Origin of the sequence: Paraclostridium dentum, assembly GCF_012922555.1 — a bacterium.
GTDB lineage: Bacteria > Bacillota > Clostridia > Peptostreptococcales > Peptostreptococcaceae > Paraclostridium > Paraclostridium dentum.
On sequence record NZ_WIPK01000001.1, the window covers coordinates 247,618 to 272,885 of the forward strand.

Consider the following 25,268-nt stretch of genomic DNA (forward strand, 5'->3'; position numbering starts at 1 on the left):
TTAAAATCTATTGATATTATCATTATGAATACAAGTAAACTATATAATAGATAATATAGGTAAATATTAAAGTTAAAGGGGAAAAATAATGAAATATTATATGAAATCTAAGTTGTTTAAAATTAAAGAAGACTTCTGGATACAAAATGAAGAAAATGAAGAGATATTCTTTGTAGATAATAAATTATTTGCAGTAGGGCTTCAATTTGACCTTATTAAAGATGAAAAAACATTATATTCTGTTAAAGAAACTGTAATATCACTGCTAGCTAAATATCAAGTTAAAGAAGGCAATGAAGTCGTAGCAGAAGTAAATAAAAAACCTTCGTTTATGAGAGATAGTATAAAGATAGAAAGTAAATATGGGGATTTAAATGTAACAGGGGATATAATTGATCACAATTATGAAATATATAAAAGAAGTGAGCAAATAGCTAGAATTCATAAAGAAGTTTTTACTTTTACAGATAGTTATAATGTAGAAACTGATTTTGAAGATGAAGCATTTATTTTAACTTTAGCAGTTATAGTTGACGATATAATTGATAAACAAAGAAGTAAATAATAAGCTAATTATTTTTGTATCAATGTACACATTTAGGAAACAATAAGTTTGAAACAAAAAAATTATATTAGGTGATATATATGAAAGAGAAAAAGGAGTTATTGTTAGCAATTTTTATACTTGCAGCATTATTTTGTGCGAAAATATTTGTTGAAGATTTAGAAAAAAAGAGCTTAAGTAATGACACTCAAAATAGTATTCAAACTTATAGTAATACAGAAACAGATTCCTTAAGTAGATTGAAAAAAGGAAATGAAATATATTTAGATGCTACATACAATAAAAATATAATTGATAAAAATACAAGAAAAAAACTTAATGAGGGTAAACAAAAACCATATGCTGTCATTTTAACTTGTTCTGATTCAAGAGTAGTTCCTGAAAATATATTTTACACAGGGTTAGGTGAACTATTTGTGATTAGAGTTGCTGGAAATGTAGTTGATGACACTGTATTAGGAAGCATTGAATACGCGATAACTAAGTTAGATGTACCTTTGGTTGTAGTTATGGGGCATGATGATTGTGGAGTTGTAAAAGGAGCATCTGAAAAAAATATAAATGGAAAACTAGAAACTATAGTTAAGAAAATTAAACCAAGTTATGAAAAAGCAAAGCTACAAGGTGGTTCACAAGAAGAAATTTATAATAATGCAGTTAAGTTTAATACTGAGAACTCGATTAACCTAATTAAAGAAAATGAAATTATTAAAAAATATATTGATGAGAAAAAAGTTAAAGTAACTGGATCTAATTACGATATGGAAACAGGTTTAGTTAAATGGTTGGACTAATTTTATAATTCGAAAAATTTAAACTTAGAGGGAGTAATACAAAATTACTCCCTTTGTGTTTTAAAAGTATATAAGTAGTGGTATATTATTCTATAGAAAATTTAGAGAAACATCAAAGGAGATTTTATTATGGAGAAGAAAAAAATCTTATCTACTACCATAATGTTTGTAGTTATAGTAGCAGCAATTATAGGTTTTAAAAGTATTTTTGGAGATGAAAATACATTGGTTGGAGTAGCAGGAATTACAGCTGCTTTATCATTACTAGGAACAGATTATACTATAAACCCACTAAGAAACACAGTGTACTTTGTAGGTTTAGAGGTTGTATTAGGTGTAGGAGCTTTTCTAGCAGCAAATAATTCAATTTTAGCATTAATTATAACTTTTATATTAATATTTACAGTTTTATATAACTTTACATATAATACGAAAAAGCCTACTTATGTAGCATTTACATTAGGGTATTTATTTATGTTATACAGTCCTGTTGACATAAAAGAGTTACCAACTAGAATAGTAGCTCTTGTATTTTGTGGATTAGCAATAATGGCAATTCAGATGATAGCTAATAAAAATAAGCTTAAAACACAATCTAAAAAAACAATAAAGAGTTCCATAGAGTACATAAGTGAGGAAATAAACTGCATATTAGAAAATAAAAATTTAGATTCTGTAAATGAGTTAAACAAAAAAACATACATAGGAATAAGAGACTTAGTATCTGATATGTACAAAAGAATAGATAAAGATATAAACTTACCTATTGAAATTATGCAAAGTTTATTTATAAGTAGATTTTTAGAAAGTATTAATTTAACAATAGGTAAAATTAAGGATGATAGAAATGATAATGAAGGTTATTTTAAAACATTAAATGAAGTAAAGAACTTATTAGTAGAAATTGATAATTTTACAAATGAAAATTTAAGCATAGACGAATTAATAAATAAACTAAGTGAATATGCTGAAGATACAGATAAAATAGAACTAAATTATTATTTAATATATGAACTTAAAGATGCAGCATATTTATTAAGTTATGATTTAAAAGACTCTAGGGATAAAAAAATAGATAAAATTAAGGGAAATTATTTTGTAACAGATTTATTAGATAGAGTAAATGATTTAAAAAATAATATGAGTAAGGATTCTCTTAAGTTTACTTTTGCATTAAGAGGAGCTATTGTTACAAGTATTGGTGTTTTTATAGTTAGTATTTTTAACATCGAATATGGAAAATGGTTAGTGTTTAGTTTATCGTCTATAGTTCAACCTTATCTTGAAGCTAGTAAAGTAAAAGGTAGGGATAGACTTGTAGGTACTGTAATAGGATTGGTAATTTTTGAAATTTTATTTTACTTAATAAAAGATAATTCAGCTAGAGTATTAGTTATACTTGCAGTTGGGTATATAAGCAATTTCCAAACTAAATACAAAGACCAAATGATATGTACAACAATATCTGCATTAGGTGCAGCAGCTATGACTAGTAGCTTAGAGATGATATCTATAAATAGACTAGTATTTGTTGTTATAGGTACTATAATTGCATTATATGCAAATAAGGTTATATTACCTTATAAAATGAGAGATATAACTAAAAAAGATATTGAAAAATCTATAATGATAAATGAAAAAGTACTTTCAAAATTATATGAATTAGGTAGATTAGAATTAAAAATAGATGAAGATGTAAAAGAGATGCTATTTGTTAACAACTTAATAAATAAAAAAATAGATACAAACAACTTAACACTTTTATCAAATAGTATTGATGACTTTTTATACAATCAACGAATGTTTATGAATGACATTAGATTTTTAGTAAATAACTTTAGAAGATTTAGTAAAAATAATACAGGTGTAATGGATCTAGTTTATGACGTAGATAAGCTAATGCATAGAGAAAATTCTAAAGAGGATATAATTAAGTGCTTTAATAAAAGATCGGATAAGTTTAGCCAATTAGTTTTAGTGGATGTTTTAGAATTAAAAGAAAATATAATAAATTCTAAGAAACTATCTAAACAAATTTCAAATGAATTATAATTTAAATTTATACATGAAATGCATTTCATTACATAAAAAATGCATTTCATGAATATAAAATAACGTTTTACTCGCTAATCGACAAATTAAAACATAAAGCAATATATAATGATGTTAAGAAAAGAAATTCTTAACATCATTTTTTTATTAACTTTTAGGGAAGGAGCGATTGATGTGATAAGTTTTTTAGGATCAATAGCGTTACTTATAATTGGGTATTATACTTATGGTAAATTTGTAGAAAGAACGTTTGGCATTGATGATAGCATCAAAACGCCAGCAACTACACTTGAAGATGGTGTAGATTACATTCCAATGAAATGGAAAAAAATATTCCTTATACAATTCTTAAACATAGCAGGACTTGGACCTATATTTGGAGCAATACAAGGTGCTTTATTTGGACCAGCAGCATTTTTATGGATAGTATTTGGAACAATATTTGCAGGAGGAGTTCATGACTTCTTATCTGGATATTTATCAATGAAAAACAGAGGTGATTCAGCTTCTGAGTTAGTTGGAAAATACTTAGGAAATTCAACTAAAAACTTAATGAGAGTATTTACAGTTGTGCTTTTAATATTAGTTGGGACTGTGTTTATGACAGGGCCAGCAGCACTTTTAACAACTTTAACATCAATAGATGCTAAGATATGGGTTGTTGTAATAGTAATATACTATATAGCTGCCACTGTTTTACCAGTAGATGCAGTTATAGGAAAGATATATCCACTATTTGGAGCAGCACTTTTAATAATGGCTGTTGGAGTTGCAGGAGGGTTAATATTTAAGGGTTATGATATCCCAAATATAGCACTTCACAATTTACATCCACAAGGACAACCATTATTCCCATTCTTATTTATAACAATAGCATGTGGAGCAATATCTGGGTTCCATGCAACACAATCTCCTATGATGGCAAGATGTGTTGAAAAAGAAAGTGAAGCTAGAAGAGTATTCTATGGTTCAATGGTTGCAGAAGGGATAATAGCTTTAATATGGGCAGCAGCAGCTATGACATTCTTTGGAGGAGTTCCTCAATTAGATGTTATATTATCTCAAGGTGGACCAGCTACAGTTGTAAATGTTATATCAAATACTTTAATGGGACCAATAGGTGGAGCTCTTGCAATATTAGGAGTTGTAGTTTGTCCTATAACTAGTGGAGATACAGCATTTAGAAGTGCAAGACTTACAATAGCAGATGCAATGAAGATAGATCAAAGTAGTATAAAAAATAGATTTATGATATCTATACCATTATTTGTAATAGGTATAGCACTTACTTTCATAGATTTCAACATAATATGGAGATATTTCTCTTGGGCTAACCAAACATTAGCTATGATAATGTTATGGACAGGATCAGCATACTTAGCAAAACATAATAAAAATCACTTTATAAGTACTATACCTGCTATATTCATGACAGCTGTAACATTTGCATATATAATGCAAGCACCAGAAGGATTTAGATTACACGCTGGAATATCTAATGCAATAGGTATTGGGGTTGCTATATTATTCACTATATTATTTGCTAGAAAAGCTAAAAATTTAAGAAATGAAAATAAAGAATTAGCATAGGCATTAAGTTAGTATTTCATATATATATAATAAAGGTAGAATCTTTTAAAGGTTCTACCTTTATTTATTCCTCATCTTGATATGCTATATAGAAAATGATATATAAATAAGTATTAAATTAAGTTGTTACGGAAATGATATATTTTTTAACACACCATTACAAAGCAAATTTTATATGATATATAGGAAGAAAAAACTTAAAGGGAGTGAGTATCATAAAAAAATTTGTAGCTTTTATTGTGTGTGTACTCATGGTAGCTGGAAACACTGCCTATGTAGCTGCTAACAGCTATAAATCCAATGAAAAAAACACTAAGTATGCTATAGCTCAAAATACAATTAATAAGATGAAAGTAAATGCCAGCTCATTAAATATAAGAAGCGGACCAGGTACAAATTATAAGAAAATAGGAAGCTTAAAACGAGAAGCTGTTATTGATACAATAGATAAAAGTGGAATTTGGTACAAGATAAAGTATAAAAATAGTTATGGGTGGTGTAGTGGAGACTTTTTAGTACAAGTAAATAATACAAATGATAATAATGGAACATCAAATAATAATAATCAAAATTTATCAAAGGGAGATTTTATAATAATAAAAACATCTAATAATACTATGGCGTATTATAAAGATGGTATTTTGGTTAAAGAATTTAATGTAGCTACAGGAAAAAAATCAACTCCTACACCAAAGGGAAAATTTAAGATAGTAAATAAAATTGTAAACAGACCTTATTATAAAGACAATATAAAAGGTGGAGATCCTAGAAATCCTTTAGGAAATAGATGGTTAGGGCTTCAAGTAGGTAGCACTTATGGAACTACTTATGCTATACACGGAAATAATAGTGAAAGTAGTATCGGCAAGAGTGTATCAGCTGGATGTGTTAGAATGCATAATAGTGATATAAAATGGCTATTTGACCAAGTTCCAAAGCAAACTACAGTTATAATAAGTGATTCAAGTCAAAGCTATAAGCAAATCGGAACATCTTATAATATTAATTTACAAAAATAGACTAGAGTTAAACTCTAGTCTGTTTTTGATAGTTTTTGAGGTTGCTTTTTATTAGCCATATATCTGTTAACGTATATGATGATTACTCCCATTATAGGAACTGATAACATCATTCCGATAAATCCTGTATATTTACCAGCAAGTGTAACAGCTAGTATTGTAAGAACAGGAGGAACTCCAACTTGTTTTCCTACGAAATGAGGTTCTAATATAGCACTTTCTAATTGCTGAACTACTATCATTACAACTAAAACCCAAAGTGCTTTGTTAAATGAGAAGAATAAGTTTATGAAAACTGCAACTACAGTACCTATAATTGGTCCAAAGAATGGAATCATATTTGTTACACCAATTATTATTCCCACAAATACGGGATAATGAGATTTTAATAAAACTAAGATTATAGTACAAAATGTTCCGTATATCAAAGAGTCTATAAATTTAGCAATTATATAAGAACCTATATTTTTATCAAGTATTTTACCAAATTCTTTTGCTTTTAAATAGAATTTACCAAATAAACATTCGCATAAGTCATTAACTATTTGAATTGTTTTTTCTTTAGAAATTAAGAAGTAAATAGAAATAACAATTCCTAAGAATATATTTACTGTGTAAGTTACTACTAAGCCTATAAGCTCTAGTAATGTTTGACTAAGAACTCCTGCAATTGATGTCATTGTAGGGATTATAGAATTTGTAATAAACTCTTTTATTTGTAGTGTAGACTCAGGATTTTTAGTGCTTATTTTAAATGTTGAAAGTATAGAATTTATTAAATCCTCGATTTCATTTATATTATGAGGCATAAATGAATATAAATCAGTTATATTTTTTTGTATAATTGGAACAACATATAACCAGATGAATACTAAACAAGCTAGTAGTATTCCGTATATTATAGCTACACTAATACCTCTATTTAGCTTAAACTTATTTTGTAAAAAAGTCATAGGCTTATTAAGTATATAAGCAATTAAGAAACCTATTATAAAAGGAGTTAACACACCTGAGATTATTGTAATATTAGTTTTTGTAAATGTTATAATGTGATCAAAATTTTTGTAAAGTATAACTCCTATAAAAAATACTACAATAGGAATTATATACCGTACCGAATTTGAAATTTCGTCAATTAATTTTTTCATATGTCCCCCTAAAAGTAAATTTTGAAAATTAATATTCTATGTAGTATAACATTTTTTTTATTAACTTTAAACCACAAAAATATAACAAAAGTTTAAATGTATTTTTATTTATTTGAAAGCTATAGGTCAGTTATAGTAAAATTAAGAAGTAATATAAACAATTATGATAAGGGTTGATGATATTGAATAGTACTTTAAATAAAAGGCAAAGTAAAATTATTAATATATTAAAAAATAGTAAACAACCTATAAGTAGTAAGGCATTAGCGGAAGATATAGGTTGTTCTACAAAGACAATTCAAGTAGAAGTTAAAAATATAAACTCTATAATGGATAGTGTGAAAATAGAATCCGCAAGAGGCGTAGGATATAACTTAGTTGGAGATATAGATAGTTTAAAGGATATAAAAGATGAGTCTATAAGAGATGATTTTGATAGAATTAGTTATATACTTAAAAAAATAATTTTACTATATAATGGGGATACATTAAAAATAGAAAACTTAGCGGATGAAATGTATGTTAGTCTATCAACTATAAAAAATGACTTAAAAGAAGTTAAAAAAATTCTTAAAATGTATAATCTAAAAGTAATATCAAAGCATAAATTAGGTATTGGAATTGATGGAGATAAAAATAACTTGATTAGATGTATAATAGAAATTAGCTTAAAGTATGAAGATATACATATTGAAGATTTTTTTAGTGAATTTGTAAGCTTAAATATGATATCAATCCGAAATGAAATTTTAAATAAGCTTGAAAATGAAAATATTATTTTTACTGATTATGAGTTTAATAATATATTTAATTACATACTTTTGTATTTGTCTTTAGAAAATAAGATTAATTATAAAGATTATATAGATAAATATATAATTAATTATAAAGAAAAGGTACAAAATAAAAATACTGAAAGTACAAAAAATAAGGTGTTATATTCTATAGATAAGTTTATCAAAAACTTAAAGCTTGCAACATCTATTGATTTAAGCGATGATGATGTTTTTAAGGATTATCTATGCAAACATATAATTAACTTTTGTATAAAAAATGATTTGAATATAAACAATCAAAGCATTATATCTAATGATATTAAACTTAAGTATCCATTTGCATTTGAACTAGCTAATATAGCTAAAACTACATTAGAAGAAGATCTAAATATAGATATAAATGAAAATGAAGTAGCAAACATTGCTATTCATATAGGAGGAGCACTTCAAAGAAGCTCAAGTAATGAAAATCATAAAGTTTTAAAAACTATAATAGTGTGTGCATCAGGTATAGGCACATCAATGCTTATAAAGGCTAAATTAGAGGCAAAGTTTGAAAAACGACTTGAAGTTTTGAAAGTGATTCCATCATATTTAATACATTATGTAGGTGTGATGGATGTAGATTTTATAATAGCTACAGTTCCTGTGGAAGTTAAAAATATTCCAATAATTAAAATATCACCTTTTTTAGATGATAAAGAGGTAAAGATAATTGAAAAATTCCTAGATACAGGAAACATATATTATAATGTTAATTTATCAGAGATATTTAGCGAAGACTTATTTTTTATAGATTTAGATTTTGATAATAAGTATGATGTAATAAGTTATATGTCAGATAAACTATTAGAAAACAATTATATAGATGCAGAAATGAAAAATTCTTATATAGAAAGAGAAAAAATTGCTACTACGGAAATCGGAAATATGGTAGCTATACCTCACGGAGCACATGGTAAAGTTTTTAAAAATGCTATAGCCATAGGTATTTTAAAAAGAAGTATACCTTGGGATGTTGGACAAGTAAAACTTGTTGTAATGCTATCTCTTCAAAAAGAAAGTATATTAAACTATGAAGATTTATTTTCTAATATATATAAAAGAATAGATTCTATTGCCAAGGTAATAAGTATATGTGAATCTAAGAAGTATGAAAAATTTATATCTATGTTTAAATAAAAGTAAATATATCTATTTCGACAAATTTCTCTTTTGATTAAGAGAAATTTTTTGTCTTTTAGGAAAATGTATTCAAGGTTATTATAAGTATATAAGATAACACTAGCGAGGTGATAATATGATTTACACAGTAACACTTAATCCATCTATAGATTATGTAATAAAACTAGATGATTTAAAAACTGGAGAAGTAAATAGAACAAATGAAGAATATGTATACCCAGGTGGTAAAGGAATAAATGTATCTTTAATATTAAATGAGCTTGGATATAATAACAAGGCATTAGGATTTGTAAGCGGATTTACAGGGGCATATATAAAAGATACTTTAAGATATAAAGGTTTAGAAGAAGATTTTATAAATTTAGAAAATGGATTTACAAGAATAAATGTAAAAGTAAAAAGTAGCAATGAAACTGAAATAAATGGACAAGGCCCAATAATTAATGAGATGGCTTTAAATGAATTATATACAAAGCTAGATAAACTTAAGGAAAACGATGTATTGATTTTAGCAGGAAGTATACCAAATACATTAGATTCTTCTCTTTATGAAAATATAATGAAGAAATTAGAAAATAAAAATATAAAAATTGTAGTAGATGCAACTAAAGATTTATTGATGAATGTTTTAAAACATAAACCATTTTTAATAAAACCAAATAACCATGAATTAGAAGAGTTATTTAATGTTAAATTAGGAAATATTGATGACATAATAGTTTATGCAAATAAGCTAAAAGAAATGGGTGCTAAAAATGTATTAGTATCTATGGGAAAAGATGGTGCACTTTTAATTAGTGAAAATGGAGAGATTTTTGTAAGTAATGTTGCAAATGGAGAAGTTAAAAATTCTGTAGGAGCAGGAGATTCTATGGTAGCAGGGTTTATTGCGGGATATTTAGAATCAAACTCTTACGAAAAAGCACTACAATTAGGAGCAGCTAGTGGAGGTGCAACAGCATTTTCAAATGATTTAGCAAATAAAGATTATATATACAAATTAATAGATGAAATCAAAGTTGAAAGGAGATAAATTTTATGAGAATAGTCGATTTAATAGACAAAAAATCTATAAGCCTTGCTTTAAAAGCAAAAGATAAAAAAGAGGCAATAGATAAATTAGTAGATTTAGTAAACAACAGTGGAAATTTAAATGATAGATTAGAGTACAAAGAAGCTATACTAGCTCGTGAAAATCAAAGTACAACAGGCATTGGAGAAGGAATAGCTATACCACATGCTAAAACTAAAGCAGTTAAAAGTGCATGTTTAGCAGCAGCAGTTTGCAAAAATGGCGTAGACTACGAATCTTTTGACGGAAGTTTGTCTCATTTATTCTTTATGATAGCAGCTCCAGAAGGTGCAAATAATACTCACTTAGAGGTATTATCTAGATTATCTACTATACTTATGGATGAAGAATTTAGATCAAAGTTAATAAGTGCACAAAATGAAGATGAGTTTTTAAATTTAATAGATTATAAAGAAAAAGAAAAATTCCCAGAAGAAGAAAAAGAAGAAGTTTTAGAACAAAGAGAAGTTAAAAATTCAAAATATCCTCAAGTTTTAGCAGTTACAGCATGTCCAACAGGTATAGCTCATACTTTTATGGCAGCTGAAAGCTTAAATAAGCAAGCTGAAAAGATGGGAGTTAGTATAAAAGTAGAGACTAACGGGTCATCAGGGGCTAAGAATATTTTAACTAAAGAAGAAATTGAAAATGCAAATGCTATAATAGTTGCAGCTGATAAAAAAGTAGATATGGCAAGATTTAATGGCAAAAAAGTTATAATAACTAAAGTTGCTAATGGAATTCATAAAGCAGAGGAATTAATAACTAAAGCTGTAAATGGAGATGCTCCTATATATAATCATGGAGGAAATGTAGAATCGGCAGAAGAAAAAGAGGATGAAACTGCATTTAGAAAAGTGTATAAGCACTTAATGAATGGAGTATCTAATATGTTACCGTTTGTTGTAAGTGGTGGTATATTAATCGCACTAGCGTTTTTATTAGATAACTATTCTATAGATCCAGCAAACTTTGGATCAAATACACCAATTGCTGCATTCTTTAAATCTATAGGAGACGTTGCCTTTGGATTTATGTTACCTGTACTTGCAGGATATATAGCATATAGTATAGCTGATAGACCAGCTCTAGTTGTAGGTTTTGTTGGTGGAGCACTTGCAAATGCAGGTGGGTCAGGATTCTTAGGAGCATTACTTGCAGGATTTTTAGCAGGATATTTAGTTCTTGGCCTTAAAAAAGTATTTAGTGTATTACCAGATTCATTAGATGGTATAAAACCTGTATTGCTATATCCACTATTTGGAACACTTTTAATGGGGGTTATAATGACTTTTGTAATAATACCTCCAGTTGCAGCATTAAATGCTGGTATAACTAATTTATTAAATGGACTTGGAACAAGTTCAAAGTTAGTTCTTGGATTAGTACTAGGCGGAATGATGGCTATAGACATGGGTGGACCTATAAACAAGGCAGCTTATGTATTTGGGGTAGCATCACTTCAATCAGGTCAATATGAGATAATGGCAGCGGTTATGGCAGGCGGAATGGTACCACCATTATCAATAGCTCTTGCTACAACTTTCTTTAAAAATAGATTTACAAAAGAGCAACAAGAATCAGGAAAAGTTAACTATGTAATGGGATTATCATTTATAACAGAAGGTGCTATACCATTTGCAGCAGCAGATCCTTTAAAAGTTATACCAGCTTGTGTTTTAGGATCAGCTACAGCAGGAGCTCTTAGTATGATGTTTAATGCAACACTTAGAGCACCGCACGGAGGAATCTTCGTAGTTCCAGTTGTGGGGCATCCTATAGCTTACTTAGGAGCTATAATAGCAGGATCTTTAGTAGGTATGTTTGCACTAGCAGTATTAAAAAAACCTATAGAAAATTAGTATAAATTAGAATAATAATTAATAAAAATATAAGAATAGACTATGGAGAGCATTTTATACATAGTCTATTTTGCATTTACCTTAAAAAAATAATTTTATATAAAATTATATTAAAAAGACCAAGTGTAACAAATTACGACAACATGGTTTTTGTATAATATTATCAATGAATTAATACGTGGAGGAAAAAATATGAAACAGAAAAAATCTATAGGAATAATTATAATTAGTTTACTATGTGCATTTATGTTAACTGGATGCACAAATAGCAATCAAAGTGTAGATAACAAAGTGAATATAAATAACAATGCAGAAAAATCACCTATAGAGGTTGACGATATAGAATTTGTTGGGTTAGAAATATCACAGCCAGATTCAATCGGTCAGAGATATATAAAAACAAAGGTAAAAAATAATTCAAACTTAACAATAACTAGCATAAGGGTTGAACTTAAAATAGGAGATAAAGAAACTACTTATATAGCATCAAACAAAACACTTAATCCAGGACAGACAAGTGATGATATAAAATGCTTTGGTCCAAAAAGTGGAGATATAAGTGATATAGAAGCTAAAAGTATAAATATTAAAGTAAACGAAGATGGTAAAATGGTGTTTGTAGACTATGATACAAAATTAGGTGAGTATAATGTTTTAGAAGCTAATATAGAAAAGGAAGAAGAGTAATTCCTACTTCTTCCTAATATAGTAAATAACCATTAAAAATGCTCCGGTCATTGCATATATCATATCTTGCATAGTGTCTTTTAAGCCACCAGCTTGAGTTGTCATATTAAAGAATTTATCAAGTAAATATTCTACTATTTCGCAAAATCCAGACACTCCTAATGAAAAGAAAAAAATGACTATGAAAAATAATATTTTATCTGTTAGATTTGGAGTGTTATAGTGTTTTAAAATATTCCAACCTATTTTTAAACTTATAAAGCCTGACCAAAAATGAAGAAAGCTATCATAAGGTTTAAATATATCGTACATTCCATAGCATGAACCTATTAAAAATGAAAAAAGTACAAATAGATTTCCTACTACATACAATGGTGTATCTATTAAGTAAAAGTTTTTCATGTAAGCTTTTGTAAGTATAAATAGTATGATTAAACATAAAAAACTAATGGAACTTTTTCCATACTCTTTAGTAAATAAAAAGTAACCTATAGAAAAAATGTATATAGCGTAAAGTAAATATCTAAATATTTTTAAACTATTTTTATTCATAAGCATACCTTCCTATATAAAAAATATTTATAACTAGTATGTGTACGTTATCTAAATTTATTACATATGTAAAATACATGAAATGTTAAAAGAATGTTAAAAAACAAAAACATGTTACAGATCTGTTGCAAAAATTAAAAAAAAGTATATAATAATTTATATAAATAATTCAGTACTCCTTGAAGGGGAGTAGCTTTCGTTAAAAAACGATAATCAATCGTCAATTTCGGATTTAAAGATCCCGGTTGATTAGCAAGATAAACCTTGTTAGCGAGACCTTCAAGTAAACTCTATTTTGATTTTAAAATAAAGTTTGCTTGGAGGTCTTTATTATTTAAATAAATTAGGTGGAGGCAAATTATGTTTTACAAAAAAAGTATCGATGAAATATTAAGTCAATTAAACTCAAGTTTAAATGGTTTAAGTTCAGACAAAGCACACGACATACTATTAGAGCATGGATACAACGAGTTAAAAGAAAAAGAAAAAACTCCTACATGGAAGTTATTTTTAGAAACTTTTAAGGATCCACTAGTTATCATATTATTAATAGCGGCATTGGTTCAAGCGTTCTTAGGAGAGGCTGTAGAGTGTGGAATAATATTTGCGGTTTTAATTTTAAACTCTATATTATCGGTAGTTCAAACGAAAAAAGCAGAAGGATCTCTAGCAAGTCTTAAAAAGCTATCAGTACCAAATGCAAAAATTATAAGAGATGGTATAAAGGTTACAGTTCCATCTAGAAATGTAGTACCGGGGGATATAATAATTTTAGAAGCTGGTGATTATGTACCAGCAGATGGTAGAATTTTAGAATCTCAAAACTTAAAAGTTGTAGAGGGAATGCTTACAGGAGAAGCAGAACCTGTGTTAAAGCATGAAGAAGTAATAAGCGAAGAGGTAGCATTAGGAGATCAAAAGAATATGGTCTTTAGCGGATCTATGGTAGTTTACGGTAGAGGGACATATTTAGTAACTCAAACTGCTATGGACACAGAAATGGGTAAAATTGCAGATTTACTAGAAAATGCAGAAAATAAGCAAACACCACTTCAGATAAAACTAGATGAGTTTAGTAAAAAGTTAGGTGTAGGTATAGTAATATTAGCAGCTTTAATATTTGGAATAGAAGTATTTAGAGGTGGGGCAGTAGTAGATTCGTTTATGTTTGCAATAGCTATAGCAGTTGCAGCTATACCAGAGGCGTTATCTTCTATTGTGACTATAGTTTTAGCAGTTGGAACTAATAATATGGCAAAGAAACAAGCTATAATTAGAAAATTACCAGCAGTTGAAACATTAGGATCAACAAGCGTTATATGTACAGATAAAACTGGAACATTAACTCAAAATAAGATGACAGTTGTAGATGATTTTGTTTACGATACGGAAAAAATATTAGAAAATGATGAAGATTTTGAAACAGCAATAACAAATGAGTTAACTAAACAAAAGAGTTTCCTTATATTAAGCTCAGCACTTTGTAATGATTCAGATAAAACTAATGAAGGCGCTGAAATAGGGGATCCTACAGAAATAGCACTTATGAATTACACTAACAAAAGTGGATTTGATTATAAAGAAATAAGAGAAATAAATACTAGATTAAGTGAATTACCATTTGATAGTGATAGAAAACTTATGACTACTGTTAATAAGGTTGATGGAGAAGTAGTTATGTTTACAAAAGGGGCTCCGGATGTAATCTTTAATAGATGTAAGTATGCATTAGTAGGAGACGAAGTTGTAAAGGCTAGTGATGAGATAATTGATGAATACAAGAAAATGAACGAAGAATTTTCTAATAAAGCATTAAGAGTTTTAGCATTTGCAACAAAGAGAGTAGAAGATGAAAGTTTTGTACCAACAATTGAAGATGAAAACAACTTAACTTTAATCGGACTTACTGCAATGATAGATCCTCCTAGAGAAGAAGTTTATGAAGCAGTAGAAAATGCTAGAAAATCTGGTATAAAAACTGTCATGATAACAGGAGATCACAAAACAACTGCAAAAGCAATAGCTATAGATATCGGAATATTTGAAGATGGAGATATGGCTCTTACAGGCAGTGAATTAGATGCATTAACTGATGAAGAGTTAGATAGAGATTTAGATCATATATCAGTATATGCAAGAGTTTCACCAGAAAATAAAATAAGAATAGTAAAAGCATGGCAAAGAAAAGGAAAAGTTTGTGCAATGACAGGAGACGGAGTAAATGATGCTCCAGCTTTAAAACAAGCAAATATAGGTATAGGAATGGGAAGTGGAACAGAAGTTGCAAAAGACGCATCGGATATGGTTTTAGTAGATGATAACTTTGCAACAATAGTAAATGCTGTAGAAGTTGGTAGAACAGTTTATACAAATATTAAAAAATCTATAATGTATTTATTCTCAGGAAACTTAGCGGGAATAATAGCTATATTATTTGCAGTATTTGCAAACTTACCAAATCCATTTACTACAATACAATTATTATTTATAAACTTAGTAACAGATTCATTACCAGCAATAGCGCTAGGTCTTGAAAAGCCAGAAAAAGGCGTTATGAAGGATGCTCCTAGAGATCCAAATGAAAGTATCTTATCAAAAGGTTCTTTAGGATTTGTTGCAACTAGAGGGATTATAATAGGTGCTGTCACAATAGCTGCACAATTTATAGGAATGAAACATTCAGCTGAATTAGGAGTATCAATGGCATTTGCAACTCTTACATTATCTAGAATAATGCAGACATTTGCATCAAGATCAAATACAGAAACAATATTTGAACTTGGAATTAAGAGTAATAAATATGTATTAGGTGCAGTTGGGGTTTGTTTAATAATGTTCTCTTTAACATTATTACCATTTATGAGAGAAATATTTACAATGCCAAGTAGCTTTAACTTTACAACTTTAATGACTTGTTTTGGTCTTTCAGTACTTGCAACCTTAGCAATGGAAGTTAGTAAAGTTATAAAAAGAAAATAAATTCATATACTTTATAAATAAAAAATTTGGAGGTATATATATGTATGAGTTTATAGTAATGACAATAACGACTCTTATATTAACTTCTCCAACCATTTTTATAAAGTATATAATAAACCACATGATGAGTATAATTAAATTTTATATTTGTTTAGAACAAATAATAAAATTACAATTAGAAGCTTAATAAAAAGAGTATCGAAAATTTCGATACTCTTTTTTTATCCAACGTATTGCAAAAATAAATTAAACGTATATAATGTTTATATAAATATATATTAAAAAGAGATTATAGACGCCTAAGTGAATTTTAAAGACCATAAAATTTTGCTTGGGTTTTTTGTATTTTAGCAAATTTAGCTAATAATTTTATTTAAATTAATGTAGGTGGAGGAAGTATATGTTTTATAAAAAAAGTGTAGAGGAGACTTTAAGCCAGGTAAATTCTAGCTTAAAAGGATTGAGCTCATCGAAAGCAAGTGAATTGCTAAAAAAGTATGGGCCGAATGAATTAAAAGAAAAATCCAAGGTGCCTATTTGGATGTTATTCCTAGAAACATTTAAAGATCCATTGGTTATTATTTTATTAATAGCAGCACTTGTACAAATATTTTTAGGCGAAGGTATGGAATCTTTAATTATATTTGCAGTACTTATCTTAAATTCAATACTATCTGTAGTACAAACTAAAAAAGCAGAAAGTTCACTTCAAAGTTTAAAAAAACTATCAGTTCCAAATGCAAAAGTTATCAGAGACAATAAAAAAATAACAGTTAATTCGAAAGATATAGTACCAGGAGATATAATAATTTTAGAAGCTGGAGATTATGTTCCTGCTGATGGAAGGATTATAGAATCCCAAACTCTTAAAGTTGTAGAAGGTATGCTTACAGGTGAAGCAGAACCAGTTTTAAAGCATAACAAAGAGATATTAAAGGATGTAGCATTAGGGGATCAAAAAAATATGGTTTTCAGTGGTTCTATGGTCGTTTATGGAAGAGGCGAGTATGTAGTAACACAAACTTCTATGGATACTGAAATGGGAAAAATTGCAGATCTACTTGAAAATGCAGAAAGTAAGCAAACACCTCTTCAAATAAAATTAGACGAGTTTAGTAAAAAACTTGGTGTAGGTATAGTAATATTAGCAGCTTTTATATTTCTAATAGATGTATTAAGGGGAGCTAAATTAATTGACTCATTTATGTTTGCAGTTGCTATAGCAGTTGCTGCAATACCTGAGGCATTATCATCTATAGTAACGATTGTTCTTGCAGTTGGGACAAACGTTATGGCTAAAAGACAAGCGATAGTTAGAAAGTTACCAGCAGTTGAGACCTTAGGATCAACAAGTGTTATATGTACAGATAAAACAGGAACTTTAACTCAGAATAAGATGACAGTTGTAGATACATATATATATAATCCGGAAAGATCACTAGCATATAATATAAGCTTAGAAGCAGCAGCAGCAAAAGCATTATCAAAGCAAGAGGAGTTTATAATAATGTGCTCAAGCTTATGTAATGATTCAGATATAACTAGTGAAGGGGTTGAAATAGGGGATCCTACAGAAATTGCTCTTATAAATTATGCAAATAAAAAAGGTTTTGATTATAAACAAATAAGAAATGAAAATATTCGGATAAGTGAATTACCATTTGATAGTGAAAGAAAGAGAATGTCTACTGTACATAAGTTAGATGAAGATGTAGTTATGTTTACAAAAGGAGCTCCAGATGTAATATTTAGTAGGTGCAAATATGCATTAGTAGGAGATGAAGTAGTTAAAGTAAATGATAAGATTTTAAATAGATATAAGCGTATGAATGAAGAATTTTCTAATAAAGCATTAAGAGTTTTAGCTTTTGCTAGCAAAAGTATTAAAGACGAAGGTTTTATCCCGACACCAAATGATGAAGAAAATCTAACTTTAATAGGACTTACAGCGATGATAGATCCACCAAGAAAAGAAGTTTATCCAGCTGTTAAAAATGCTAAAAAATCTGGTATAAAAACTGTTATGATAACAGGGGATCATAAGACAACGGCAAAAGCTATTGCTAAAGATATCGGGTTATTTACAAATGGAGATATGGCATTAACAGGGCATGAACTAGATGCATTAACTGATGAAGAGTTAGATAAGGATTTAGAGAAAATATCAGTGTTTGCAAGGGTTTCACCAGAAAATAAAATAAGAATAGTAAAAGCATGGCAAAGAAAAGGAAAAGTTTGTGCAATGACAGGAGATGGAGTGAATGATGCTCCAGCTTTAAAACAAGCAGATATAGGTATAGGAATGGGAAGTGGAACAGAAGTAGCAAAAGATGCATCAGATATGATTTTAGTAGATGATAACTTTGCAACTATAGTAAATGCAATAGAAGTAGGTAGAACTGTTTATACAAATATTAAAAAATCAATAGCGTATTTATTCTCAGGAAATTTAGGAGGAATAATAGCTATATTATTTGCTGTAATTGCAGGATTACCAAATCCATTTACTACAATCCAGCTACTATTTATAAACCTTGTAACAGATTCATTGCCAGCAATAGCACTAGGACTTGAAGAGCCTGAAAAAGGTGTTATGGATAATCCGCCAAGAGATAAAGATGAAAAGATATTAACTAAAGATACAATTGGATTTGTTTTAACTAGAGGGTATATAATTGGGGCAGTTACAATAATGGCTCAATTAATAGGGCTTAGATATTCTCATGAATTAGGTGTTGCAATGGCATTTTCAACACTTACACTTTCTAGAATAATGCAGACATTTGCTTCTAGATCTAATACTCAATCAATAATTGAATTAGGATTTACTAGTAATAAATACGTGCTAGGTGCAGTTTGTATTTGTTTGACAATGTTTATGTCAACACAGCTTCCTTTTATGAGAGAAATATTCAACATTCCTTATAGCTTTAACTTTAACATATTATTAATTTGTTTTGGACTTGCAGTTTTATCCACATGTTCTATGGAGATAAGTGAGTTTTTAAAAAGAAAATAAAAATTATTTTAAATAACAATAAGGCTGAATATGGAAGTTAAAATGTCTATATTCAGCCGTTTTATTATTTCATATTAAAATAAATAGTATGTATTATTTATAGAAATAAAAATATAAATTGATATAATTATAGTTGAGAGTAGATTTTGAATAAGGGGGTATGTGATATGAGAGATCAAATTATAAAAAGCGTTGAAAATATTAAAGATGAAATGGTTAATTCAATTATTGAAAGTGTACAAATACCAAGTGTAATTGGTGAAGAAAGTAAGCAATATCCATTTGGAAAAGATATAGATGATGTACTAAACCATATGTTAGATTTGTGTGATAAATTAGGATTTAAAACTTATAAAGATAAAGAAGGATATTATGGCTATGCAGAAATAGGAGAAGGCGAAGACTTAGTAGGGATTTTAGGGCATTTAGATGTAGTTCCAGCTGGAGATTTAAGTGCATGGAATGTAGAACCTTTTAAGGGAACCATAATAGATGGGAAGCTTTATGGAAGAGGAACTCAAGATGACAAAGGGCCTACTATTTCGGCTATATATGCAACAAAGGCAATAATAGATTCAGGCTTTAAATTAAATAAAAGAGTTAGATTTATCTTTGGAACAGATGAAGAAACTTTATGGAGAGACATGGCTAAGTACAATGAAAATAAAGAAGAGATACCTAGTTTTGGATTTACACCAGATAGTGCATTTCCTTGTATAAATGCTGAAAAAGGATTATTACAATGTATATTATCATCAAATAAAGCATCAAAAGTAAACTTAAAAGCAGGAGACGCTTTTAATGCAGTTCCAAGCAAAGCTACATACAACAGTATAAATTTAGTTGAATTAGAAAGTGAATTAGATAAATTAGGATTTGAATATAAAAAAGAAGAAAATGCTATAACAGTTATAGGAAAAAGTGTGCATTCGCAAAAATGTAATGAAGGCATAAATTCTATATCTAGGTTGTGTATAGCACTTAAAAATATCGGAATAAACACTCCAGCTATAGATTTTATATCTGAAGTAATAAAAGAAGATGCACATGCAAATTATATATTGCCAAATTGCGAAGATGTATCAGGTAAGTTAACTCTTAATTTAGGGAAAATTGATTTAAATGAAGATGGTGAAAAAATTTATTTAGATGTTAGAATACCTGTTACAGTTGAAAAAGATGAATTTGTAAGTGCATTAAGAGAAAAAGCGAATAATTATGGATTAGATTATATTGAATATGATTGGCTTAAATCAATATATATACCTAGTGACCATTTTTTAATAAAAACTTTGAGAAAAGTATACGAACAAGAAACAAATTGCGATTCAACACCTATGGCATCTGGAGGAGCTACTTACGCAAGAGCTATAGATAACTGTGTTGCATTTGGAGCAATATTTCCTTGGGGCAAAAAAACAGAACACCAACCGAATGAATGTGTCGAAATAAAAGATATAATAAAAGCTACTGAAATTTATGCGCTTACATTATATGAACTAACTAGATAATTTGATGTATAATAAATAAGGGACCTTTCTATAATTGAAAGGTTCCTTATTTGTAATAAAAATAAAAAATAATTAATAATAGTTAAAAGGAAGGGGATGATTAGATGTTAAAAAATGGAGCAGTTGTGTTTTTTTCAGGAACTGGAAACTCTAAATACATAGCTAAGATTTTCAAAGAAGAATTTGAAAGACTAAATATAAACTTGGATGTTATAAATATAGAAAAAGAAAGTGGATTAAAGAAAGAATATGATTTCTATGTGTTTGGAGGTCCTATACATGCAGAGATGTTACCAAGAATACTTACTGATTGGATAAATAAAAATATACCCAATGAGCCTAAAAAGTGTATAGTATATCACACACTAGCAGGAGATAAACATAGTGAAGGTAGAGTTTATTTAGCAAAACTATTAAATAAAAAAGGGCTAGATGTAGTTATAAATACATCTATACAAATGCCTAATAACTATTATCATAAATTTTTCAAAAGAGATACAGATGAGGAGATAAAAAAAGTTTTAGATTTAGCACCAAACAAGGTAAAAGCTATTGTTAAAGATTTCGTAAATGATAAAAGAAGTGATATAAATTATAAAAAAATCACTGTTGGAACGAAATTAGTTTATGATAGTTTTTTGATTTACGCTAAAAAATATGCAAAGAGAAATTTTTCTGTAGATACAAGTAAATGCATAAATTGTAAGATATGTGAAAAAGAGTGTCCTACTAATAATATAGTTATGAATGAAAAAAATATAGAGTTTTATAATAAGTGTATAGGATGTGAAAAATGTATTCATAGATGTCCGACAAATGCTATTTTATTTAAAAATGAGTCTTTTATACCATATAAAATCGAAGATTATATAAAATGAAGGAAATATTGCAAAATATTACAGAAATGGAACAAAAACGACAAAAATGTAGAAATATATTGTAAAAATGTGTACTATAAATATCTAAAGGGTATAAACCCCTTATAAAAGATATTAGGTGGTGCGAAAATGAGCAAGAAGATAAAAATAGTTATTTGTATGATGATTATTTTAATAATAGGATTAGGTGCTAAGTTTGTATATGGAGAAGCTGAAGATCCAATGCATAAGAATTTTAAGGATCATGTAGTTTTTTATCCTCAGCATCAAGATGATGAAACTCTATGGGGATCAAGTGCAATTATAGAAGCTATAAGAGAGTGTGGAGCAGATAATGTATATGTTGTATTAGTTTCAGATGGTTCAGGTGTAAATGTATTTAATCAACTTGAACAATTTAAAGGGATAAGTAGAAAAGAAAAAGAAATTTTAAGAAATAATGAATTTAAGGCAGCATTAAACAGCTTAGGAGTTAAAAATAGTAATATAAGAATTTTAGCAGATGAAACAGAAAAAACAGGAACTCATTATGATTTAATGGAAAAAACTATATTAGATTTTGAAAATAAGTTTGGTAGTGTTACTCAAGTTTCTCAGCATTATCAGTATGATAATCATCCAATGCATAGAAAAAATGGAGTGGTTTTAAAAAGACTTAGTGATGAAGGAAAAGTAAAAGATGCTAGATATTTTGTAAAACCAGCATATGTAAAAGATATACCAGAAGATCAAAGGGATATATACACAGCAAATAATGAAGAAGATAAAGCAAAAGTAAAAGGTGCTTTAGATGCATACAAAACAAAAAATGAAAAAGAACAACTTTATGGAATTGGATATATGTCAACTCATAAATATTTTGATCATTTATACAATGATCCTCAATATACATCAGTATTAAGTAGATACTAATAAAAAACTATCTAAAATTATTTAATTTTAGATAGTTTTTTTATTAGTTTAATGTGGCAATTAAATAAGAAATGAATATTTATAAATAAGAGTGAAAAAATAAGTACACTTAGTAGTAAATCATAAATTTTTTAACAACGACACTAGGTGGTGGATAATATGAAAAAAACAAATATTAGAATAGGTGTTCTAATATTAATTATTTTTATAATTGGGCTTGGAGTTAAGTTTCAAGAGTTTAAAAGTGAAAAACTTGAACATAAGAAACTTGTCAGTCATGTAGTTTTTTATCCTCAACATCAAGATGATGAAGTACTTTGGGGAGGTAGTGCAATACTTAAAGCTATAAATACTTGTGGAGCAGACAATGTATATATTGTATTAGTTTCAGATGGATCAGGAGTTAATGCATTTGATCAAATGCCAGAATTTAAAGGTATAAATAGAAGAGAAAAGTGTTGTTTAAGAAATAATGAATTTAAATGTGCTTTAAAAAGTTTAGGAGTAAAAAGTAGTAATATAATAATTCTAGCTGATAAAACAAAAGAAGAGAAACCACACTTTGACCTTATGGAAAATACGATATTAGATTTTGAAAATAAATTTGGCAGTGTTACTCATATAGCTCAACACTATAAATATGACAATCATCCAATGCACAGAAAAAACGGAGAAGTTTTAAAGAAACTTAGTGATGAAGGAAAAGTAAATGATGCTAGATACTTCCTTAAACCTTCGTATGTTAAATATATTCCCCAAAGCCAAAGAGACGTGTACTTATCAGACACTATAGAAGATAAAGCTAAAATAAAATGTGCCCTTAATTCATATAGAATAAGAAATGAAAAAGAACAGCTTTATGGAATCGGATATATATCAGCTCACACGTACTTTGATCATCTATATAATGATCCTCAATATAAATCGGTGTTAAGTATTTACTAGGAAAGATGCATATAAGTAAATTTTTAAAATTTACTTATATGCATCTTTTAATTGATGTAAATTTGCAAAAGAAACAACTTTATGTTAAGATTAAGTTGTTTCAAGAAAAAACTTGTTCAGAAATTAAAGTTGTTACTTTTGACATAAAAAATATATCGGAGGTTGAGTATGAAAAAAAATAATATTGTATTTAATATATCTTTATTACTGACCAGTGTAGTTGTAATATTAGGTCTTGTATCACCTACAATGTTTAAAAATATATCTAATAAAGGATTTAATATAGTAGTAAATAATTTTAACTGGGTATATCTAATCGTTATGTTAGCATTAGTTATTTTTGCAGGTTTTTTAATTTTTAGTAAATATGGAAATATAAGATTAGGAAAAGATACGGATAGACCGGAATTTAGTAACTTATCTTGGTTTTCTATGCTATTTGGAGCAGGAATGGGAATAGGATTAGTATTTTTCGGAGCAGTAGAACCTATGAAGCATTTTGTAAATCCAATAGGTGTAGAATCAGGAAGCTTAGCGGCCACAAACTTTGCAATGCAACAATCGTTTATACACTGGGGAGTAACTCCATGGGCTGCTTATGCAATAATGGGATTATCATTAGCATATTTTCAATTTAGAAAAGATGCACCGGGGTTAATAAGTAGTGTATTTTTACCTATCTTAGGAGAAGAAGGGGTAAAGGGGCCTATAGGAAAAACTATAGATATTTTAGCTGTATTTACAACAGTAACAGGTATAGCGACATCTTTAGGTATGGGAACAATGCAAATTGCAGGTGGACTTGAATATATGTTTGGAATAAAAAATACTATATATTTGCAAATAGTTATAATAGCAATAGCAACAGTTTTATATATTAAAAGTTCTACTAGTGGATTAGATAAAGGTATAAAATTATTATCAAATATAAACCTAGCTTTAGCGGCTTTATTATTATTCGGAGCAGCTATTATTGGACCTACTACACATATGATTTCAAACTTCTCAAATGGAATGGGATTATATGTAGAACAATTTATATCTCAAAGTTTATATATGGATCCTACAGGTGAATGGATTGCTCAGTGGAGAGTATTTTATTGGGCGATGTGGATAGCTTGGATACCTTTTGTAGGAATATTTATAGCAAGAATATCTAAAGGAAGAACTATAAGAGAATTTATAATTGGAGTAACTTTGGTACCAGCGTTAGCATGTATAGTTTGGTTTTCTGTATTTGGGACATTAGGTACTAATTTAGGATTAGACTTTGCAAAAGATGCAACTATGGTAACTGAAACGGCACTTTTTAAAGTGTTTTCAAATTATCAATTTGGAAATATACTATCATTAGTAGCTATGGTACTATTATGTACATTCTTTATATCATCAGCAGATTCAGCTACTTATGTACTTGGAATGTTTACATCTAATGGAGATTTAAATCCAAGTAATAAAAAGAAAATTACTTGGGGTATAATACAAGCGCTATTAGCTTTAGCGTTACTAATGTCTGGAGGGCTAGAAACATTACAAACTGTGTCTATAGTTTCTGCATTCCCATTTGCTATAATAATGATAGTGAGTATAGTATCGATAACAAAAGCATTAAAAACAGAATTTAAAGTAGAAAATGAAGCGAAAAAAGAATTTGTAAGTAAAAAGGAATATAAAAAGCCTGTAGTTAAAATAAAAAAAGAAGCTTATTAAATATAAAAAGGA

At 28.3% G+C, this 25,268-nt stretch carries 19 protein-coding genes; 17 read left to right on the plus strand and 2 right to left on the minus strand.

What is annotated here, in order from left to right; all coding sequences use genetic code 11:
* Positions 1-88 precede the first annotated feature (88 nt).
* The 5 genes from GFJ41_RS01115 to GFJ41_RS18930 all read left to right on the plus strand — a co-directional run bounded on the left by GFJ41_RS01115 (position 89) and on the right by GFJ41_RS18930 (position 6,020).
* Positions 89-565, plus strand: a complete 477-nt coding sequence (locus tag GFJ41_RS01115; protein ID WP_035113772.1) for an LURP-one-related/scramblase family protein — start codon at positions 89-91, stop codon at positions 563-565.
* A gap of 80 nt (positions 566-645) precedes the next feature.
* The gene (locus GFJ41_RS01120) at positions 646-1,359 is read left to right on the plus strand and encodes a carbonic anhydrase (protein ID WP_170074388.1); all 714 of its coding nucleotides are present in this window, start codon (positions 646-648) and stop codon (positions 1,357-1,359) included.
* Between the two features lie 129 nt (positions 1,360-1,488).
* Complete coding sequence (locus GFJ41_RS01125; protein WP_170074389.1) at positions 1,489-3,411, plus strand: FUSC family protein; 1,923 nt, start codon at positions 1,489-1,491, stop codon at positions 3,409-3,411.
* Positions 3,412-3,585: 174 nt separating this feature from the next.
* A complete protein-coding gene (locus GFJ41_RS01130; protein WP_170074390.1) occupies positions 3,586-5,001 on the plus strand; it encodes a carbon starvation CstA family protein in 1,416 nt (471 codons plus the stop codon).
* A gap of 239 nt (positions 5,002-5,240) precedes the next feature.
* Positions 5,241-6,020 (plus strand): L,D-transpeptidase family protein, encoded by a 780-nt coding sequence (locus GFJ41_RS18930; protein ID WP_170074391.1) that lies wholly within the window; start codon positions 5,241-5,243, stop codon positions 6,018-6,020.
* A 14-nt stretch (positions 6,021-6,034) separates the two neighbouring features.
* Here GFJ41_RS18930 and GFJ41_RS01140 read toward each other — a convergent pair whose 3' ends face one another.
* On the minus strand, positions 6,035-7,168 hold the full coding sequence (locus GFJ41_RS01140) for an AI-2E family transporter (RefSeq protein ID WP_170074392.1): 1,134 nt from the start codon (positions 7,166-7,168) through the stop codon (positions 6,035-6,037).
* Positions 7,169-7,344: 176 nt separating this feature from the next.
* On the opposite strand from GFJ41_RS01140, the gene GFJ41_RS01145 reads away from it, so the two are divergent.
* The 4 genes from GFJ41_RS01145 (at position 7,345) to GFJ41_RS01160 (ending at position 12,750) form a co-directional block, all read left to right on the plus strand.
* Positions 7,345-9,126: a BglG family transcription antiterminator gene (locus GFJ41_RS01145; protein WP_170074393.1), complete on the plus strand. Its 1,782-nt coding sequence runs from the start codon at positions 7,345-7,347 to the stop codon at positions 9,124-9,126.
* A gap of 118 nt (positions 9,127-9,244) precedes the next feature.
* Complete coding sequence (pfkB, locus tag GFJ41_RS01150) at positions 9,245-10,162, plus strand: 1-phosphofructokinase (protein WP_035113757.1); 918 nt, start codon at positions 9,245-9,247, stop codon at positions 10,160-10,162.
* A 5-nt stretch (positions 10,163-10,167) separates the two neighbouring features.
* Entirely contained in the window at positions 10,168-12,063 is a 1,896-nt protein-coding gene (locus GFJ41_RS01155; RefSeq protein ID WP_170074394.1) for a PTS fructose transporter subunit IIABC, read from the plus strand.
* 192 nt (positions 12,064-12,255) lie between these two features.
* Positions 12,256-12,750: a hypothetical protein gene (locus tag GFJ41_RS01160; protein WP_035113751.1), complete on the plus strand. Its 495-nt coding sequence runs from the start codon at positions 12,256-12,258 to the stop codon at positions 12,748-12,750.
* A gap of 3 nt (positions 12,751-12,753) precedes the next feature.
* Here GFJ41_RS01160 and GFJ41_RS01165 read toward each other — a convergent pair whose 3' ends face one another.
* The gene (locus GFJ41_RS01165) at positions 12,754-13,302 is read right to left on the minus strand and encodes a DUF2238 domain-containing protein (protein ID WP_035113748.1); all 549 of its coding nucleotides are present in this window, start codon (positions 13,300-13,302) and stop codon (positions 12,754-12,756) included.
* Positions 13,303-13,662: 360 nt separating this feature from the next.
* Here GFJ41_RS01165 and GFJ41_RS01170 point away from each other — a divergent pair, with 360 nt between their 5' ends.
* The 8 genes from GFJ41_RS01170 to GFJ41_RS01210 all read left to right on the plus strand — a co-directional run bounded on the left by GFJ41_RS01170 (position 13,663) and on the right by GFJ41_RS01210 (position 25,256).
* Positions 13,663-16,281, plus strand: coding sequence for a cation-translocating P-type ATPase (locus GFJ41_RS01170; protein ID WP_081949168.1), 2,619 nt, complete (start codon positions 13,663-13,665; stop codon positions 16,279-16,281).
* Between the two features lie 40 nt (positions 16,282-16,321).
* Positions 16,322-16,468, plus strand: coding sequence for a hypothetical protein (locus GFJ41_RS01175; RefSeq protein ID WP_170074395.1), 147 nt, complete (start codon positions 16,322-16,324; stop codon positions 16,466-16,468).
* A 213-nt stretch (positions 16,469-16,681) separates the two neighbouring features.
* The gene (locus GFJ41_RS01180) at positions 16,682-19,300 is read left to right on the plus strand and encodes a cation-translocating P-type ATPase (protein WP_170074396.1); all 2,619 of its coding nucleotides are present in this window, start codon (positions 16,682-16,684) and stop codon (positions 19,298-19,300) included.
* Between the two features lie 167 nt (positions 19,301-19,467).
* The gene (locus GFJ41_RS01185) at positions 19,468-20,811 is read left to right on the plus strand and encodes a M20 family metallopeptidase (protein ID WP_170074397.1); all 1,344 of its coding nucleotides are present in this window, start codon (positions 19,468-19,470) and stop codon (positions 20,809-20,811) included.
* A gap of 104 nt (positions 20,812-20,915) precedes the next feature.
* Positions 20,916-21,689 (plus strand): EFR1 family ferrodoxin, encoded by a 774-nt coding sequence (locus GFJ41_RS01190; protein ID WP_170074398.1) that lies wholly within the window; start codon positions 20,916-20,918, stop codon positions 21,687-21,689.
* A 129-nt stretch (positions 21,690-21,818) separates the two neighbouring features.
* The gene (locus tag GFJ41_RS01195; RefSeq protein ID WP_035113733.1) at positions 21,819-22,601 is read left to right on the plus strand and encodes a PIG-L family deacetylase; all 783 of its coding nucleotides are present in this window, start codon (positions 21,819-21,821) and stop codon (positions 22,599-22,601) included.
* A gap of 159 nt (positions 22,602-22,760) precedes the next feature.
* Positions 22,761-23,546, plus strand: a complete 786-nt coding sequence (locus tag GFJ41_RS01200) for a PIG-L family deacetylase (RefSeq protein WP_170074399.1) — start codon at positions 22,761-22,763, stop codon at positions 23,544-23,546.
* Between the two features lie 168 nt (positions 23,547-23,714).
* A complete protein-coding gene (locus GFJ41_RS01210) occupies positions 23,715-25,256 on the plus strand; it encodes a BCCT family transporter (RefSeq protein WP_185948575.1) in 1,542 nt (513 codons plus the stop codon).
* Positions 25,257-25,268: the final 12 nt, after the last annotated feature.

Excerpts from the sequence above, each read along its gene's own strand:
- GFJ41_RS01115 (WP_035113772.1), top strand. The coding sequence starts at position 89 with ATGAAATATTATATGAAATCTAAGTTGTTTAAAATTAAAGAAGACTTC.
- GFJ41_RS01120 (WP_170074388.1), top strand. The coding sequence starts at position 646 with ATGAAAGAGAAAAAGGAGTTATTGTTAGCAATTTTTATACTTGCAGCA.
- GFJ41_RS01125 (WP_170074389.1), top strand. The coding sequence starts at position 1,489 with ATGGAGAAGAAAAAAATCTTATCTACTACCATAATGTTTGTAGTTATA.
- GFJ41_RS01140 (WP_170074392.1), bottom strand. The coding sequence starts at position 7,168 with ATGAAAAAATTAATTGACGAAATTTCAAATTCGGTACGGTATATAATT.
- GFJ41_RS01145 (WP_170074393.1), top strand. The coding sequence starts at position 7,345 with ATGATATTGAATAGTACTTTAAATAAAAGGCAAAGTAAAATTATTAAT.
- pfkB (WP_035113757.1), top strand. The coding sequence starts at position 9,245 with ATGATTTACACAGTAACACTTAATCCATCTATAGATTATGTAATAAAA.
- GFJ41_RS01155 (WP_170074394.1), top strand. The coding sequence starts at position 10,168 with ATGAGAATAGTCGATTTAATAGACAAAAAATCTATAAGCCTTGCTTTA.
- GFJ41_RS01160 (WP_035113751.1), top strand. The coding sequence starts at position 12,256 with ATGAAACAGAAAAAATCTATAGGAATAATTATAATTAGTTTACTATGT.
- GFJ41_RS01165 (WP_035113748.1), bottom strand. The coding sequence starts at position 13,302 with ATGAATAAAAATAGTTTAAAAATATTTAGATATTTACTTTACGCTATA.
- GFJ41_RS01170 (WP_081949168.1), top strand. The coding sequence starts at position 13,663 with ATGTTTTACAAAAAAAGTATCGATGAAATATTAAGTCAATTAAACTCA.
- GFJ41_RS01175 (WP_170074395.1), top strand. The coding sequence starts at position 16,322 with ATGTATGAGTTTATAGTAATGACAATAACGACTCTTATATTAACTTCT.
- GFJ41_RS01180 (WP_170074396.1), top strand. The coding sequence starts at position 16,682 with ATGTTTTATAAAAAAAGTGTAGAGGAGACTTTAAGCCAGGTAAATTCT.
- GFJ41_RS01185 (WP_170074397.1), top strand. The coding sequence starts at position 19,468 with ATGAGAGATCAAATTATAAAAAGCGTTGAAAATATTAAAGATGAAATG.
- GFJ41_RS01190 (WP_170074398.1), top strand. The coding sequence starts at position 20,916 with ATGTTAAAAAATGGAGCAGTTGTGTTTTTTTCAGGAACTGGAAACTCT.
- GFJ41_RS01195 (WP_035113733.1), top strand. The coding sequence starts at position 21,819 with ATGAGCAAGAAGATAAAAATAGTTATTTGTATGATGATTATTTTAATA.
- GFJ41_RS01200 (WP_170074399.1), top strand. The coding sequence starts at position 22,761 with ATGAAAAAAACAAATATTAGAATAGGTGTTCTAATATTAATTATTTTT.
- GFJ41_RS01210 (WP_185948575.1), top strand. The coding sequence starts at position 23,715 with ATGAAAAAAAATAATATTGTATTTAATATATCTTTATTACTGACCAGT.